The organism is Vibrio sp. CUB2 (genome assembly GCF_001557945.1).
GTDB classification, from domain to species: domain Bacteria; phylum Pseudomonadota; class Gammaproteobacteria; order Enterobacterales; family Vibrionaceae; genus Vibrio; species Vibrio owensii.
The window spans coordinates 110951-128722 of sequence record NZ_LNRB01000009.1 but is presented as its reverse complement, the minus strand read 5'-3'; the positions used below and the strand labels follow the sequence as shown (position 1 = coordinate 128722).

The following is a 17772-nucleotide window of genomic DNA, read 5'->3' as shown; positions in this document are numbered from 1 at the left end:
AATTTAGTCAATTAGTGCTCTTCCTGAAGCTCAAGTACGAGTGATGATGCATTTTCATTCTCAAGTGAGCTTCTCTTTAATTTCAACTTATCAAGTAAGTAGTGGTTGGATAACTCAAACTCATCAAAAATGGTTGCCCAAGTTTTAACAAACCCTTTGATTCGTCCTTTATCTTGGCTAAATACTAGCCCTGGCTCATTTTTCTCTTGCGCTGTTTCAAGTGCAGAAGGGATATCGTAATCACCATCTGATACTTTTCTCCCAACAAGAATCAGCTCAAATTTCATCTTTTGATCGGAGAAGCCAACATGCTGAGCTATGATTCTTGCATAATCCTTTATTTGATTTAAGTGTTTCCGATTGAGAGCTACGCTCGGCTTTTTAATCTCAATAATCGTGCATTTGAAATAAGGTCTATTGGAAGAATCGAAGGCCATCATTTTGCGGGCAAGAAACAAGTCAACTTGTCGTCTTACACCATCAACATTAAGGCCTTCTTCAAGGTCTTTATGTTCGAAATCTTCTTCATCCAGAGTATTAATCCCTTTAACATGATTTCTCAATTCTACTGCTATCTTCTGAAAATCCGCCTCTTCGGCCCCAATTAATGAATATTGATTGCCGAACAACCATGTGTTCTTTTCTATGATCTGTTGTAAATCGGGTGTTTCAAGCACTTCTTTATAATGTCGAACCATTAATTCTCTTAATTTGTAAATAGCCATGTCACGTTTTTGAAGCACTTCTATGGTGGCAATAACATTCTCCAAAGACGTTTTTGAGAGCTGATTCGACAAAGTACTTAGCTTTTCTCCCTCAAGGCCTAGCACACACTCTAAAACATCCAGAAGCTCGTCATTTTCATTTGAAACGAGTACTTTATCCAATAGTGCTATGAGAATTTTTGCCTGTTTGGGTTTTAAGTTCCTAAAAAGAGTCGGATCAGCTACATAGATCTCTCGAACAACACTCTTAATGTTTTTTCGACGCCAAGTTTGTTCATCATCTGGCAGGTTACTATGCTCTGGAAAGAAACCCTTGTTTTCATACAGGGCAATCTGCATTTCAACCTGTTCTATCTGAAACTGCTCATAGATTTCTGAACTAACCTGAGAAATTCTTTTTGAGAGCTCCTTATAGATTGGGCTAGTCGGGTTCGCTAAAGGCTCGTTGGTAAAGTTAAGGCTACCAGAGTGTTTATCAAAAGATCGAATCCATTGAGAGGATGTATATGTACTTAAATAGAAACCAGTTTTCTTGTTGAAACTACTTAATTCCCTGAATACAACTCTTCCATCAGAATTGACTAAGTAGTTGTACGACTTCTCAACACCTGGTTTATCAAACCAGCGGACAAAAGAGACGTCAAAAGACTCACCCTCTATCTGGAATGTTTTCTTCACCAACTGATTATCAGGAACTTCTACTTCTTTTCCATTTAAAAAAAGTTTTCTATTCTTGTTAAGAGCTAAGCGCCAACCGAATTCACACTGTAGCTTAGAAGCAATATCATCTATTTGAGGTAAATTAGCAGTGAAGTTGCTTAGTTGAACATAAGTTCCATGTTCATACGTTTTCAATGCAGCGACTTGCTCTATCTCTGTCAGCTCCGCAGCTCTGAACTCCCGCAACGTTCCATTTTGAATAGAGATCTTTGCATTCTTCGTCTCACTTCTTTTGGTAAACCAAGTGGCATCATTACATAACAGATGAAAAGCTAAGCGTCCACGACCATGTGCACCCTGTAAGTCATCATCATCTTTTTTTGAAGATTCATAGAATCTTGAAAAGTGTTCAGAACACAAGCCGATATCTATACCAGTACCATCATCGAGTACCGATACCGAAACCAAGCCATCCATTTCACTATATTCTATGTCTACATGGACAGTTTTAGCATTAGCATCAAAACCGTTTGCGACTAATTCAATAACCGACTGTAAGGGAACCTTCTTCCATTTAGTAAAATGTTTACGTATGCCTTGATCTGTTATCTCAGCCGTACCAACAAACTCATTATAACTCATTCTGCCAACTACCTAATTTATTGTTATTACTCCATGATAACATATGAGTTCTGATGAGTATTTGTATGTAGTCAAACTTCAGTAAGCTTTCTTTACACTTAGCAATTCTGGCTAGATGAAAAATGTCCAACGCTTTAAACTAAATGGTTAAAAGTAAGCCATACTGAGTTGTTATCTAATTTAAACGTACACAATCTCGATAAAACGCTCCCTCACTATCCTGAAACAACCTTACTTTCCCGTCATTCGTAACCAAGAAGATAACAACAAGCTCATTAGCATCGTTATTAATCATTAAAGATCTTAGCCAAAAAGTCTCGTTACACTCCAAAGGTGCCAGCGCGTCAGCTCCTTCAAAAATGACAAGTGTCTTGCGTCTACAACCTTCCAAAGTAGCAACCAATTCTCGGTTCTCTTCTGCTGCGAAAGCAGCTAGGGGGGATTCATACTCATTAAAGTTCATATTAAAGACATCTATGCCTCTACTCTTAGCTTGGTCTCTACACACATCCAAGTAGCCCTCTGGTGTTTGGTCAGTTATCAATGAGCAGATGGTGAGCTCTAGTTCCCATGCCATACTGATAAATCTTTCTGCGCTAACCATAACCAAGCCTAACTAATCATCACATATTTGTAATATTAGCCTCTTTAAAAAAGATATCTAACTCTGTCGAAAATAAGCAACCAGACCAATAAAATTGCATGTTTTATCAGTTTTTTTTGAATCAGGAACTCAAGCGTACAATCCGTAAACAATCCTTGCTTAAAGCAATGAAATATAAAGACATTAAAATCCATATCGATTTATATAAGGAATAATAAATAAGCCTAATGAAAAACTGCAAATTCCATGTATCCCTTCAGATATCACATTGAATTACAAGCTTTTCTAATTCAGCTCCCTAAGCTCTAAATCAATTATTTAAGTTATAATAAATCCTTTATTTACAATAACTTAGTTGCAATACCAGTTAGACAAACCCTAGAAAGGCTGCTAACAATATATTAGTAAGTGAGGATTAGGCATATGAAAATAGTTAAGCAACCATACATAACAAACTATGAGCTCAGAAAATTAGAAAAACACTTAAAGAAGATTAAGAATGGTGAGTACGAGCCATATATTACAGTTCGCCGTTCAAATAGTGTCGGTCTATCTCATATTGTTTTCAGTCACAAGACGAAACGCTGTCATCACTTATTCAGCCTAGGTGAGCTTGCTCTATTCCTTCATCTTGAGCACGATCCTGAAGTCTTGGATATACAAGAGCAATACCCCTTACCGATAAATGAAACTCTCGAGTGGGCTAAACATCTGAATTATCGACACCCTGCTAAATACAAAGAAAGGGATGGTGAAGATATTCCTGCTGCAACCATGACCACGGATTTCGTTGTCACTTTGTATGATGCGACGAGAGACCAGCTTGGCATTCAGCCGTATAACTATAAACCGAGCTCAGCGCTAAGTACTGAATTTGAGTCTCCCCAAAAAGTCACACGAACCCAACAAAAGTTCAAAATTGAAGAGATGTACTGGGGGCATTACAACCATTATCTAACGCAAATAACAGATGAAGACTTAAATCCCAACAAAACATACAACCTTCAATGGCTTAGAGAGACTTACCATCATGTACGCGAGAGTCAAATCGAAGGCCCACTGTGCGAAGGTATGTTAAACACTCTAACCAAGAGCCTTATAAACGCCCCAGAGAAAACTCTAAAGCAGCATTTGAATCACGCATCATTAGTCCATGATGTAACCGAACTTGCTGCGTTGGAGATATTTCAACATCTTGTGTATTCAGGTCAACTAGACGTTGACCTGAATGAGCGCATCGAAGTTTTTCGCCCTGTAATGATGATTTCGCAACACGATGAGAATTAATCAAAAATTGGTCGATGGCAAAAAAGGGCTTGAATATCTTATCGTAGATATTTGCCAAGACCTCGACCTGATTGCTGTCACTCAGCTCAATGTTGAACGACCTAAAAGGCCTCATACGATTATGCTGAGTGATACGTTGAGCCAAGTAGAGCTGGGCAAATGGAAAGTGCTAGAGCATTCCTTTAGCCCTTACCTATACATGTCGGACGAAGAGTTACTGAAGGATAAGAAGCGCAGAAAGTGGTTACAACGCAGAGATAACAGCTTCAACATTATTGCCCCGTTAATCGATAACGACGAACTACGTTACAACTATCTTTTTATCGATAGCAGTTCAATCTTACATCGATTGATAGAAACATCAGGTCGCAGCCGCAGTTATGTAGCAAAAATTTTAAATCGTTACTGGTATTACGGTTCTCACGTCAATGCTCTACTCCCTTTATGGAGAAATTGCGGAACGAATCAGTCTTTACCTGAAGCACCGTCATTTGATCAAAACCCTGAGTTAGGCAAAAGCGGCCCGAAAACCAGATATGGAAGTCCTTATCGTGGAGTCACTCAACAAGACATTAAACATATTCAACGATTTGCTAAAACCATTCCAAACGGTGGCAAAGCTAGGCTGAGTGACCTTTACGATCAGTTTACACGCAAGTTCATGTATGCACGTGTTAAACCAATGATTGAAGAAGCACATGAGATAGCTTTACCTGTTCCAAGGGCCAAACTCATTTCACGAAATGCATTTAAATATCATTTTAAGCAAAACGTAGATCAACTTGAATTGATAAGGAAGGCTGTCGGCACAACCAATTTTCAAAAAGACTACCGAGGCCGTGCAGGCCTTGCTCGACAGGGTGTTCGTGGCCCCACAAGTCGCTATGAAATAGATGCAACAGTCGTTGATCAATACATACGCTACCCCTACGACAAAACCAATCAGTTAGCCACGGGACGCCCTGTGATCTATCTAGTTGTAGATACGTGGTCTGGCATGTTTGTTGGCACTCATGCTTGTTTTCACGGCCCAGATTGGACTGGAGCATCACAAGCCCTTTTCAATGCTTTTACCAACAAAGTCCAGTTTGCTAAACGCTATGGCGTTGAAATTACTGAAAACGAATGGCCGTGCCACCATGTCTGCTCACAGTTAGTCATGGATCGAGGTTCCGAGTATACAGACCGTAATATTGAAAGCATGCTTAAGGGCGAAATTGGCTTATCAATCGCCAGTTTCGCTCCATATCATCGCGGGGATTGTAAAGGAACTGTCGAGAAAGCATTTGATATCTTTCATCAAAATGCTGTTCGATTTGTGCCTGGTCAAGTCATGAAAGTACCCAGCAAGGAAGAGCAACACGCTTCTAGAAAAGCGTCGATGTCCTTCGAAGCATTCATGGAAAAGCTCATAAGAACAATCATTTATACCAATAACAACCGCCTTAGAAAGAACAACCATAACTTCGAGATGTCTCGTGATGATGTTGGTTTCTCTCCTAGAGACTTATATCTTTACGGGCTAGAAGAAATGATGATACCGCCAGCTCAAATTCCTGAAGAGCGACTTCGTTTCGCATTGCTACCTGCTGACAAGGCGACTGTGAGAATGGAGGGCGTTTACTTTAAGGGGCTGTATTACAGCGCTAACAAAATCATTCATAAACAATGGTTAGACAAAGCTCGTAATTTTGGCCGATACACAGTGGAGGTTCGATACGACCAAAATTCAACGAACTTTATTTGGTGTAAAGATCCTGAATCTAATGAGCTAATTACTTTAGAACTCACTGACCGCTCTGAAGCGTACCGTAATCAAATTTGGCAATCGACCCTTCATGAAATCGAATTAACCAAACAAAAACAAAGCCTTCATGAAGAACATTCATTCGCTAACAAAATTGAGTTCTTAAACAAACTGGATGAAATCGATAAACAAGCAAAAGCTGACGCTCGATATTTAAAAACATCGTCAGCAAAGTCTATCCAGACAGGTATCAAAGAACGAAAGAGTATCGTCTCTTCTATTGAACGCAGCAAACAATCTGAGCAAATAGCAGCAATGTTAAGTTCCGAAGATAACGCTAGCTCCACTTCTAAAAAGAATACCCAACACTTGGAAACACCTGATTTTTTTGACTTTGATGATGAACAAGATGATAGCTAATTATATACCTCACCCTAACTCTCAGATGGCACAAAATCCTCTGATTGAAGCGCTTGGAATGCCATTGCTACCTAAACAATTTATCCAAGCAACAACACTATCTCCTGACATGTTGATTGATGTCAGTTCGCTCCCTACTGAGCATCATGGTTACTACACCAGAACATTCATTGATAACCTAGCCGAGTGCTATGTTGTTCAGGATGAAGCCCCACGCCTCTATGACACCGTATTTCGTATGATTGAGCGAGGCTATATCTATCGCAACCCTTTGGTGTATGGCGATATTAAACAATTGCAATTTGCCGACTCTATTGAAATACCTGAAGGACAAGAGCGCACTCTAAAGCAAACAGCAAATCAGCAGAGTTTTTTGGTAGCAGGTCTATCAGGTCGCGGAAAGTCAGCGATGGTAGAAAGCATCTTATCTGCCATTCCTCAAGTCATTTCACATCAAGAGTACCAAGGACAAAGGTTCATCTACGAACAGATTGTCTGGCTTAAGATCGATATCCCAACAGCTCGCGGGCAGCGTGCACTGCTCTGGAGGATTCTTGAGTCCATCGATTCGGTAACTGGTGAGAATTATTACGAATCACATCAGAAAAGCTCAGTTACAGCACTAATGATTGCGGTTCGTAAGGCGCTACTCATACATGGTGTTGGGATTATTGTTCTAGATGAAGCTCAGAACCTATCTGAAACTCGACAGTACGAGAAAGTCGGTAACAACGAGAACGCCACACTAAAGTTCGTGGAAGAGTTGTTTAACAAGGTCGGAGTACCACTATTACTCGTCGGGACACTATCAACACTCAATCTGTTTTCTAAAGAGATGACTGCCGCTAGGCGAATTGGAAAGACAGGGTCGCTAATCTTAGAACAATGCGATGTTGAAAGTTCGTTTTGGAAACGCTTCATTAAGCAAATGTGCCCGACACAATTACTTAAGAATCAGACAACTGACATTGATACTCTAACGCGCCATGTTCACTACTTATCAGCAGGGATCCCTGCTATCGCGAGCAGCCTAATAAAGGCCACATTGTCTTATCTGACTTATCTAACACCAAACAATCAAGACCTAAGCATGGCTGCTCTAGACCATGTATTCAAAGAGCAATTTCTCTTGGTCTCAGGCGCATTAACGGCACTAAAGCGTGGTCAATTTTATAAATATGAAGATTGCAATCCTTTATCTCAATTGCACTCGGTTCAACAGGATTTGTTTTCAGAAAATGGCTCAAATATTGACGGCAACCAAGTCTGTAAGCAATCCCCTAGAGGCTCTCGTTCTGCCGCAGACCTTACTGATAAAGACCAAGAAATGCTAGAGAGCTTAACTCCTGAAGCCTTACTAGCACGGGCTAGAAAGTATGAATAACATCTTATACCTACTACCGAACGAACACCTAAGAAGCTTCCTTAGCCGAGTTCATACTATGTCCCCTTTTGGCACTTTTGCTACTTCAGCAAAACGTGTAGGGCTGGCAAATTTCAGTGCGTCGCCAGTTACAGTCATGTCTGACCTAGACGCCATACTGATGAATATTCTTAATGATGACAATCGTTCGATTTGGCAAATGCATATGCACGGTAACGTCATCGACTCTTTCCTCAACGAGCGAGAGAAACGCGAACTACCATTGTTTCTGGAAGGAAAGCCATATGACATCGACTTTACACAATCCCAAACGGTACATAATCGTTTGTGGCGTTACTGCAAAGACTGTGTTGCTGAAGATTTAGATACTGTTGGTATTTCATATTTTCACCAACAGCACCAACTACAGGGTGTTTTTAACTGCTACAAACACGGAACGAGGCTCATTAATAGCTGTTCTTCATGCAGTTACACTGTAAAGAATCTTAGTCGAATGCAAACCCCAACATTAATCTGTCCGAGCTGCGGTTCCAGCATGACAAGTCAGGGAGCGTATTATGATGAAACAATGCTGAAAGTCGAACAGCTTATGTTGGCGTTAAACGATCAAACGCTCACCCTACGCCTTGAATCTGTGCAACAAAATACGTTGGCACGCATGGGGTTTTCGCTTGAGCAAACTGAAACGTTGGCTTTTAAGAAAGCTTGTAGCGATTGGTACAAAGAGATTTTCATGACTCTAGGGAAAGGTGCTCTGGAGCAGTACTTCTAGAACACGAGGAAGGTAAATGATCACATAATTTCTCCCACTATGAGGACTACACGATTATTTTTATCGACTTCAACAAACAGATTTAGTCCACCACTGATCTACATTCTCATGCTGGTTGCTACAGGACAGTTATAGACCTATGTACCTGCACGAAATAGCTGGTGAAGCCTTTTATAGCCTTATTGCGCGACACCACGCAGCCTCACCAAGACGCTCGCTACGCGAAAAAAACCGAGCTCTCCTAGGGCGCACAGATGTTCGCATTAACCCCCAGCTTCCTTGCATGCTCGAACAAGTTGCCAAACAGACTTCAATAGATGCGGAAAGGTTGTTGTTTAACAGTACTTGTTTCCCTGTTGTCGGCGCTTGCCTTCAAGATAACAAAAGCAAAGCAAGACTTAGATTGCACCTGTTGAGCAATGATGGCAGTCACATCGCGGTCTTATCACGTACTACTTCTTCTCGGTTAAGGTTTAGCAGCGCACTAAAGTTCTGTCCGCAATGCCTTGAGGAAGACACATTGAAATGGGGGCATGGTATTTGGCGTACCGTACATCAGTATTACGGTATGTTCGTTTGTCCAAAGCATGCTTGTTGGCTGCAATATGCACCGACAGATGCCGATGGCCTTAACAAACGCATCGAACTACCACCAACACCTTACGATAGATGTTTCCATGGTTCTGATCTTTGTTTAGAACGAGCGTTGAGGTTATCGCAATTCATCAGTAGTTGGCATCGCTATGAATGCGAACGTCGATACGAGCATATTGCTACACCCTCTCACTCATCTTGGATGATTAAGACCCATTTGTTAACTCCGAAAGGACAGATCAGGCAATCAGAAGCCGTCAATCGTCTACAAGACTTTTGGGCTCCTCTATTTACTGGTGCAAAGCTACTGCCTTCGAAGCTTTATAAATTCAATTTCTTAAGGTGCCTTCTCCTAAACGACTACTACAACCATTACATACAGCATGCATTGGTTGGTGCTTTCTTTGCGAAGAACGCCAAGTGTTACTTTCGACAAACTTCTCAGGTCTCGAACTATTGTAGTCGGGAATCTCATAAGCCTCGTGTCTGTCTATCCGAGTTGGCCTCAGGAAACTCGCTTCGTTCTGTCGCCAAGGCGACAGGATGTTCGGTTGGCTTTCTGGCAGCCATGGCGCAACGCAATGGGGTCACAATCAAGCATCGATTTAAAAGACTCAACGATGCATTAGTCGACCAAATATTGAGACTCGCTTTTCGCGGGATTCATAGACGAGATATCGCCAAATTATGCGGTGTTAGCGTTGGTACTGTAGAACAGCAAATAAATGCGATGTCAGGATTATCCGCATGGAGAAAACGACTCTGGTTCTGCCAAAAACGACATCAATATCGTCAAACACTCCAGAAGATCATTTCCCAAAACCCAACATTAACTCGGACAGAGATTAAACATTCGAGCAGTTGCTATATGTGGCTATTTCGATATGACAAAGACTGGCTAAACCAGCACTTACCAAAACGAGAGCCAGCTATGTACCATCAATCTATTGATTGGAATCAGGTAGATAAAAAGCTGGCTAAACAAATTAAGCAACACGTAAAGAAGGCTACTTCGGTGTCACACGTCGAAAGACAGGTGGACTCACAACACTCTTTAATCAAAAACAGAAAACGCCTCCCCCTTTCGATTGGGCAAGCGGAAGAAATCGTCTCAAAATCCAAAAATTAGGAACAATTACTATGAAATTTCTCGGTACATTCACACAAATTTTCGAAGCACACGAAGTCAAACCTCGCTTACGTGACATCGCGATGTTTGTGACTCTTAATAATACAAGGCTCTATCCGAGAGAGCAGTTTGATGAAAATGGAGACATTCATCCGTACCTAGAACCACGTCTTGACCTGATTAAGATCATCAAACAAGAAAACTCAGTTAAGTGGTTCTTTACTGAAAGAACTTATCAAATTTGGGATTACAAAGTACCTGTTAGGCGCCCAGCTTTCCTCAAGGCACGCATGAAGCAATACATGAAAGCCGAAAAGTTATTTGAGAAAAGTCGTAACTATGTCACAGCTAGCCCTGCATCACTCTTAAGAAGAGACGATGAAGCGAAAGTGTTCAACATGTTCTGTGATTACATGCTCACATTTAATCAAATCGCTGTTGAGAGCAAATCTATAACATTGAATGAATGGCTTGTGTGGTATTCAGACATGAGGCGTATTGAAGCACAAAAAGAAGAAAACAAAGAAAAACAAAGACGTCACCGAGAAGTTATCGCTGAATGTAACAAATTGGAAGATGACCAAGACTCAACCGACGAAAATTAACCGTATGATGACCAACGCAATGATCGCTGTGAGGAGATCTGATGAATAAGCTCGAAACTAAGCGATTAAAAGCTATTGTCTCGCTTCTCAACGGCCTAGAACTCATTTCTCATGAGGAGTTACCCGAAGAGCAGCACAACGCTCTTTGTATCAATGTGAACGGCTGGAGGTACTACCCGTCCTTTCAGTTCGATGAGCATTTTAATCTTATAGATAATCTCAAAAACAATCTTAGCCTCATGCGAGAAGGCCGAGACGACACTGATATTCTACTTTGGATGATCTCCGAGAAATCGGTATTGGTGGAGCGAGCTGTTGCTCCACCAGCATTAGTTTCTAAATACCTAGATAAAGGTGACTTAGAAGGCTACGAGAGATTGGTCTCAGCAGAAGCGCGAAGTCATAAATACGTAACCGCCAAACCTTGTGAGTTGATTGATGACCCGCTGTTTGAGGTGTTCGTTGAGGACTGGTTAAGGCCTGACGAAAGAGTAATCAGAACTTATGCATTGAAACCATAACTGATTTCCAAGCTCAATACCTCCAAAACTTGAAGCCAACACTAGTAACTTGCTCTATTTTCACTTAGCTTATCATATTGATTTAATGGGCTTTGGTTGGCTCATCACCTTCGAGTTGAGAGGAGTGGCGATGCTAGAATATGCGTTACATGGCGATTCAAATACCTTAAGGCATGTTGATTCTGTCGAGAATGGCTTAAAGTGCAATTGCGTATGCTCTGGTTGTGGAGATCGCTTAGTAGCTAAAAACAATGGAACTAGTGGTACAAGACATCATTTTGCACATGATTCGAAAGACGAAAACAGTAACTGCTTAATGACTCAACTCCACTTAGTCGCACAACACTTTTTTCTTGAATCGCAGCCCCTTTATCTTCCGCCAGCATCCTTTGAATACAAAGGACAAACACTGAGCCAGTGCGAAGTATCAACAAATGTTCGAGGTGGAAACCTAGAAGTACGCTTAGACCGCTATATCGCGGATGTACTTCTCGAAACCGAACTCGGTGACATAGTGATCGAAATATTCGTCACTCATGAAAATGAAGCTGAAAAAACAACCTACTATCAACACAATAAAATCCCTTCAATAGAGTTTGATTTAAGTGCCTACCTTAATCGCAACATTGATGAAGCACTCTCAGATCTAAAAGCGAAAAAAGTGCCTTACAAATGGCTTTACGAATGGTGCCGAGAACAACTCATTGATAAGCACGAGCAGTTTTTGGAGCGTGAAGCAGAACGTATCAAGAAAAAACGTGTTCGTAGTGCAAAAGACTCAGCTAGAAAGTTTATTAAAGGTAACTACATTTTGTTACCTAGCTTAACTCAAAAGTTTGAATGCCAGATTGACAAGTACACGTATCGCGAAGAAGTCACTATTTATTCTCGCTCTGAACAGCGTGTAGACAGCGTTAGCCAAGTAAAGTTGACGGAGGAATACCTTCTGCTCAAGGCGATTCGAGGTAACAGCCACATCTGGGTAGCGTTTCTATTAAAGGATTGTTTACCTGACGATGTCGTTGATCTTAATGGAAGCGTAGTTATCCGCACTCCAGCAACATCTGAGAATAATCGGGCTATCTGGAAATGGTTGAAGTACCCCAAATTAATGCTGAAAATTGAAAGATCTCAACAAAGTTTTTTAAAGGAATCGAACAATAAGGCAAAGAAGGCTAGAACAACAAAAGACGCCGTAAGACAGGCTAAAACCAACTCTGAGCTTTATCTACTTTCAAAAGATAACTTGTTCAAAAGAGACTACTCCAGATGGTCGAAGTGGATGACACTGAATCAGTTATTTCAGCCTAGCCCCGCTAGGAAACACCCAAAGTTACCTCATGCTCTTAATTATATACGAAGCTATCCCTGCCTCTGGGCGTTTGACACTTGGCATATTCTAGCCTTGAGTCTGCTGGCTGAAATCGTCGATAGGAAGCCAAAAGACACTAAAATTTTCTATCTCCATCTGTTCAAGGAGTTAGTCGAACTTACAGGGTTGCATAAAGAGTTTTCTGACATTGAGCAGCGCATCGCTCCACATGCCGTTGATACTGATTCTAAGTCGCTTGTGCTTCGCTCAGAGATAATCGAAGAAGCTCTTAGACCCTATGCCAATGTCGGTGTTATCTATCGCTTACAGGGCGGATTTAAGCGCATAGGCTCACTAATGGAAGCTATTGATTTGGACTCTTCATATATGTGAGTCGCTAGCCAGAACGCTTAGAGTCGAAGCCATGATAATCAGGGAAACTTTTGCAAATAAGCCGCAAAGCGCTGATGTCTAAGTAGTTAGATAACAATGACTTCGAAGATGATGACAAACTTGCTCGACATCATCACAAAGATAAATACTTATTCATCTAATCGCACTAAACAGGGTAACATATACAAAGTCGTCACTTAAACCAACGTACATGTATGCTACTCCACAAGAAATATAACAAGATCTTACCAACGGGAGACTTCATATCTGATGAAGTTATCCTGTTAAGTGCCTGGAAAAAGTCTCACCAACATATCAGAGGGGTCAACTGGTATGTTGATTGTTTAGACTTAGATAAATCTGCTCTCGAGCTTGATCTAAGGGTTTCCTCTCTATCTTTAGCCCTTAAGGAAAACGACCTTGAGTTATCTCCTCTAAAGCTAATACCTGCACCTAAGTCTCATCCATGGACATTTATAAAATCGGACGATGAGTCTGCCCTCACTTGGGTTCCAGAAAGCAAAGATAAGGATGAAGATGACTCTGATAACCCTCGATTGCCAATGAGACCTTTGGCCCATGTATCGATAGACGATCAGACCGTTTTTACTGCATTGATGATGCTGCTGGCTAACCATGTTGAAACTGAACAGGGTGACACCTCTACTCTGTTTTCTGATGTACACGATAAGGGTTTAATAAACTATGGTAACAGGCTTCACTGTAAGTACGTTGATAACAGTGCATCATACTCCTGGGGTAACAGTAATACATATAGTAAGTTTTTTACCGACTACCAGCGCTTTCTAGAGCGCCCTATCTACTTTGGTCGTGAAGCTAAGCGAGTTAAAACAAGCAAAGAAGAAATCTATGAAATTCATTTAGACTTTTCTAAGTTTTACGACTCTGTTGATCGGACGATACTTGCAGAAAAAATTGAGGATCTGGTCAAAGAAATAACTGGCAAAGAAGCTGATGAATGTATTAGCTACGTTCTAGATCAGTTTGCAGATTGGGAATGGACAGAAGAATCTCAAGACCTATACACAGAAGTGTGTAAAAACGAACACATACAGACCCTAGAAGATAATAAATGTATACCTCAAGGGCTCGTCGCGGGTGGTTTTTTAGCAAACATTTACATGCTTGATTTCGACAAGGACATTGCTGAGCTGATAGGCCAATATCTAGATGAAAACGAAAAGATACTATTAGTAGATGCTTGTCGATATGTGGACGACCTAAGACTGATCATCAAAGCAGACAAAAACGAAGTATCTGAGAATGAAATCCGTGAAGTGATAGCTGCTTACTTCAAACCATATCAAGATAATTTAGGTCTCATCCTTCAACCTCAAAAAACCAAAGTTAAAAAATTCAGCTCTAAAGAAGGAGCAATCTCATCTAAGCTTGCACACATACAAAATAAGTTAAGTGGCCCAATGCCACTACATGAACTAGATGAACAACTTGGACACCTTGAAGGACTAATTGAGCTAACAGATAATCTTGAGATCGAAGACTGGGATAGTAACGAATTCGAAGAAAATTGTATAAGTGAATTAGCTTTTATTGATAGAACTTTCAATGATGTACGTAAAGATACTCTCCTACGTTTTACAGCCAACAAAATCCACTCACTTCTTCGTCAAAAGCGAAGCATGATCGCACAAGAAGTTACCCCTTCTGGAGCCCCTATTCCAGGAGCATGGGATTATCTACAAGAGAGAATGGCTCGAAAACTAATATCAAAGTGGACTAAAGATCCTTCGCTTTTGCTACTTCTAAAAAAAGGACTAGAACTATTTCCTCATGCTCGAATACTGCGCCCAATCTTACAAAGCCTCGAGAGCATCCGAGACCATGATGACCTAGCACTTACCACTTTCGCTGAATATTGCTTAAGTGAAGTACTTCGCCACTCTGCTACCGCAATACATACAAAAGATCGGTGGGCGTTTCCTGCACACTCCGATCCAGAAAGCTACTTTGAATGCCTAGAGGATTACGCATGCAGTAAATTTGAAGTGCTAGATTCCTTTGAGGAGGCATTTAAAGAACAAATTTTGTTCTTTAGTCTTGTTCGTAATGACTCACCTCTTAAAGAGGTTATTAATATTGAACCATTTGATCTGATTACTCAGCTACTAAGTGGTTTCCGCAACGTAAACCTAAAGCAAAAACCTACTGAATTCACTACAGCGGTTTTACTAGCTAACCAACTAGCACTGGACAAAAGAAAAGTCTTGCGTTCTATATCAAGTGCACTGGAATCGATCTATAGTCGGCGTGCTCGCCCAAACGTATCATTTCCCTCACGAAGAGCCAGACAGCTAAATAGAGGAGATCTAAGCGATATATGTGAAAGACTCATGCTAAATAGCCCTGAGCTATTCGAACAATTATACTTAAAAGCGAAATCAACTGACTCAAAGTGGCCTAAGAAAGCCCACTCTTTTGCCAACTATCTTGGTCTAAATGACTATGCCAAAATCAAAGGAAATCTATCTTCCTACAATAGTAAATCAGTATCCCTTCTTTCGGTGATTAGAGCCGACAACAGCCCATTTAAGCATGAGAATGGCATACTTAAGCTAGTTCAATCGTCACTAGCTGAAATAGATAAAAACAACTTCGACACACCTATAGATATTGCAAATACAAAAGTCCGATGTAGTGATTGGGATGACTTGCTAAGCCTAAAATCATCATGTGAGCTCAAAGTCGAGTTAGAATTTTATGATGACGAGACCGAACTATTTCATACTCCCCCTAAATGGCTAACAGAAGAGCACAAACCACTCTATTACATTGGGATGTTCATTCGAAGTTGTCTACTGGGCTCTGTCGACTGGAGTAGCAGCAGCAGTCTCCAGTCTGAAAAACCTGCATATCGCGGTATAAAGTCCAATATGCTAAAAAGGCAGATCGGTATGATGCATTCACCTGAAGCATTTGGAGATAGCAAATCGCCGATGAGTGATTGGCTATCAACATTGTTGTTCAAGCTACTACAATGGCCTGGGGTTGAAAGCAACAATAGCTTATATTCATGGCCGAAAGCCTGGACTCTAGATGAACTAGAAAAGTGTATAAACAATCGAACTAATGACCAAGCTAAGTCATACTGTACACTCTCCAATATGCCAACCTATACAGAAAAAGTAAGGTTAGGATGGCCAAAAGACAAAAAACACCTAAATGTTGTCATGGTTCAATCACTTCTACCTTTGACAAAAGACTTTGATTTAGCTGGCTTAAAGTTAGATACACCAACATACAGAGCTAAGCATAGAAGGCACGTTGCTTCAGTTTCAGAACTAATCTTACACAACATCGCTAGCGTCGATAGTGTGAATGAAGCTCCAAACCTCAAAGGAAAAGTGGATCTTATAATTTGGCCTGAACTTTCTGTCTCACCCGATGACCTAGATATCTTAGAAAGGCTTTCGGATAAAACGGGGGCAATTGTTTTTGCAGGGATTGGCTTTAGCCATATTCAGAATGAGCGTGACCTCAATAACTCAGCTATGTGGATCATCCCAAATAAAGGAACGAATGGCAGGAGATTTATCAAGCGCCTTCAAGGGAAGAAAAACATGACTGTTGGTGAAGTAAACCAAATTATGCCTTGGAGACCGTATCAACTAATCGTAGAAATGATTCATCCTGCTCATGAAGAGAAAGAGGGCTTCAAGTTGACTGGCTCGATATGCTATGACGCCACAGATATTAAGCTAAGTGCCGATCTTAAAGACAAATCACACGCGTATATTATTTCAGCGATGAACAAAGATATTGCGACCTTTGACAGCATGGTTGATGCGCTCTTTTATCATATGTATCAGCATGTTGTACTAGTTAACAGTGGTCAGTTTGGTGGTTCAGTAGCCAAAGCTCCTTACAAAGAGCGATTCCATAAGCTCATTACTCACACACACGGTTCCAATCAAGTATCGATATCGACATTTGAGATGAATATGTTCGACTTTAGAGATTGTGGTCAATCCCTAAGAACTAACAAGAAAACAAAGACACCGCCAGCAGGAAACATGAAATGATTTGCCTCGACACTAACGCTGCTAACTTATTGACGTTTGAATTTTGGAATGAACGAGCTGATATCATAATGGCCGTTGTTGCTGTTCTTGCGCTAATGCTCACATTACAACAACTACGGTCAGGGAGACAGGAGTCTCGAAGAGCAACGGCTTATGCAACTTACCAAGAGTATCTAAAAAACTGTGCAGACAATCCAAAATTTGCTTATGGGAATAAAAACGACATTGTTTCGAATGGAGTCACTCACGAAAAGTACCCATGGTTTGTTTCGCAAATGCTCTTCACATTTGAACAGGTTCTAGAAACGTCAAAATCTGATAAACAATGGAGAACTGCAATACAGTCGCAGCTTGAAAAGCATGCATGGTACCTACAAGGTTCAAATACTGTAGAACGAGAAGAATGGAGTAAAGATCTAATGACTTTAATAAAAGAAGTCATATAAAAGTCGCAAGTTGAGAGACTTGAGAATATTCAGGATGAACTTGCGACAGACTCTTAATTGCTCTACTTCAAGTCAAACGAAAAATGCCCAATGTGTGGAGACATTGGGCGCCCAACAAATCTAGACCACTTTCTTCCAGCAGCTCATTCTCCTCAATATTCATACAGACCAAAGATGATGATGTTTGAAGTAAGTAAACTTCGCGTTTAATGAGTTATTTACGTAAAAAAACGACTGGTTTGGAACAAATTCTCAGTTCGTAAAGTACGGTTCGGGGTTTACGGACTGAACAATCACTCTAAGTGAGAGAGTTCTATTGAAGAGAGAGTTTTCAACTTAGTTAACCAAACCTGATGGCTTCATTTGCCATTAAACGGTAGGAGTTTGCAACTTGGTTATTTTTGAGAAGTATTCCAGATGGCTGATTTAGAACGCTAGCTAGTTTCCATCTTAGTTATCTGTGATCAGTA

Annotated in this window: 12 protein-coding genes; 10 read left to right on the top strand and 2 right to left on the bottom strand. The window is 40.7% G+C overall.

What is annotated here, in order from left to right:
- Positions 1-11: 11 nt before the first annotated feature.
- Together ATB78_RS16050 and ATB78_RS16045 are read right to left on the bottom strand one after the other, a co-directional pair.
- A complete protein-coding gene (locus tag ATB78_RS16050; RefSeq protein WP_061009210.1) occupies positions 12-2027 on the bottom strand; it encodes an ATP-binding protein in 2016 nt (671 codons plus the stop codon).
- A gap of 175 nt (positions 2028-2202) precedes the next feature.
- Complete coding sequence (locus ATB78_RS16045; RefSeq protein ID WP_061009209.1) at positions 2203-2604, bottom strand: hypothetical protein; 402 nt, start codon at positions 2602-2604, stop codon at positions 2203-2205.
- A 450-nt stretch (positions 2605-3054) separates the two neighbouring features.
- Here ATB78_RS16045 and ATB78_RS16040 point away from each other — a divergent pair, with 450 nt between their 5' ends.
- The 10 genes from ATB78_RS16040 to ATB78_RS15995 all read left to right on the top strand — a co-directional run bounded on the left by ATB78_RS16040 (position 3055) and on the right by ATB78_RS15995 (position 17302).
- The gene (locus ATB78_RS16040) at positions 3055-3918 is read left to right on the top strand and encodes a heteromeric transposase endonuclease subunit TnsA (RefSeq protein WP_061009208.1); all 864 of its coding nucleotides are present in this window, start codon (positions 3055-3057) and stop codon (positions 3916-3918) included.
- Complete coding sequence (locus tag ATB78_RS16035; protein ID WP_061009207.1) at positions 3908-6085, top strand: Mu transposase C-terminal domain-containing protein; 2178 nt, start codon at positions 3908-3910, stop codon at positions 6083-6085. Before ATB78_RS16040 ends, ATB78_RS16035 begins: the two co-directional genes overlap by 11 nt.
- Positions 6075-7469, top strand: coding sequence for an ATP-binding protein (locus tag ATB78_RS16030; RefSeq protein WP_061009324.1), 1395 nt, complete (start codon positions 6075-6077; stop codon positions 7467-7469). The genes ATB78_RS16035 and ATB78_RS16030 overlap by 11 nt, the downstream gene beginning before the upstream one ends.
- Positions 7462-8241, top strand: coding sequence for a TniQ family protein (locus ATB78_RS16025; protein ID WP_240537409.1), 780 nt, complete (start codon positions 7462-7464; stop codon positions 8239-8241). Before ATB78_RS16030 ends, ATB78_RS16025 begins: the two co-directional genes overlap by 8 nt.
- A 139-nt stretch (positions 8242-8380) precedes the next feature.
- Positions 8381-9964, top strand: coding sequence for a TnsD family Tn7-like transposition protein (locus tag ATB78_RS16020; RefSeq protein ID WP_061009206.1), 1584 nt, complete (start codon positions 8381-8383; stop codon positions 9962-9964).
- 11 nt (positions 9965-9975) lie between these two features.
- Positions 9976-10569: a hypothetical protein gene (locus ATB78_RS16015; protein ID WP_061009205.1), complete on the top strand. Its 594-nt coding sequence runs from the start codon at positions 9976-9978 to the stop codon at positions 10567-10569.
- Positions 10570-10610: 41 nt separating this feature from the next.
- The gene (locus ATB78_RS30130; protein WP_240537408.1) at positions 10611-11090 is read left to right on the top strand and encodes a hypothetical protein; all 480 of its coding nucleotides are present in this window, start codon (positions 10611-10613) and stop codon (positions 11088-11090) included.
- Between the two features lie 130 nt (positions 11091-11220).
- Complete coding sequence (locus tag ATB78_RS16005) at positions 11221-12795, top strand: hypothetical protein (protein ID WP_061009204.1); 1575 nt, start codon at positions 11221-11223, stop codon at positions 12793-12795.
- A gap of 215 nt (positions 12796-13010) precedes the next feature.
- The gene (locus ATB78_RS16000) at positions 13011-16856 is read left to right on the top strand and encodes an RNA-directed DNA polymerase (RefSeq protein ID WP_061009203.1); all 3846 of its coding nucleotides are present in this window, start codon (positions 13011-13013) and stop codon (positions 16854-16856) included.
- The gene (locus ATB78_RS15995; protein ID WP_061009202.1) at positions 16853-17302 is read left to right on the top strand and encodes a hypothetical protein; all 450 of its coding nucleotides are present in this window, start codon (positions 16853-16855) and stop codon (positions 17300-17302) included. The genes ATB78_RS16000 and ATB78_RS15995 overlap by 4 nt, the downstream gene beginning before the upstream one ends.
- Positions 17303-17772 lie beyond the last annotated feature (470 nt).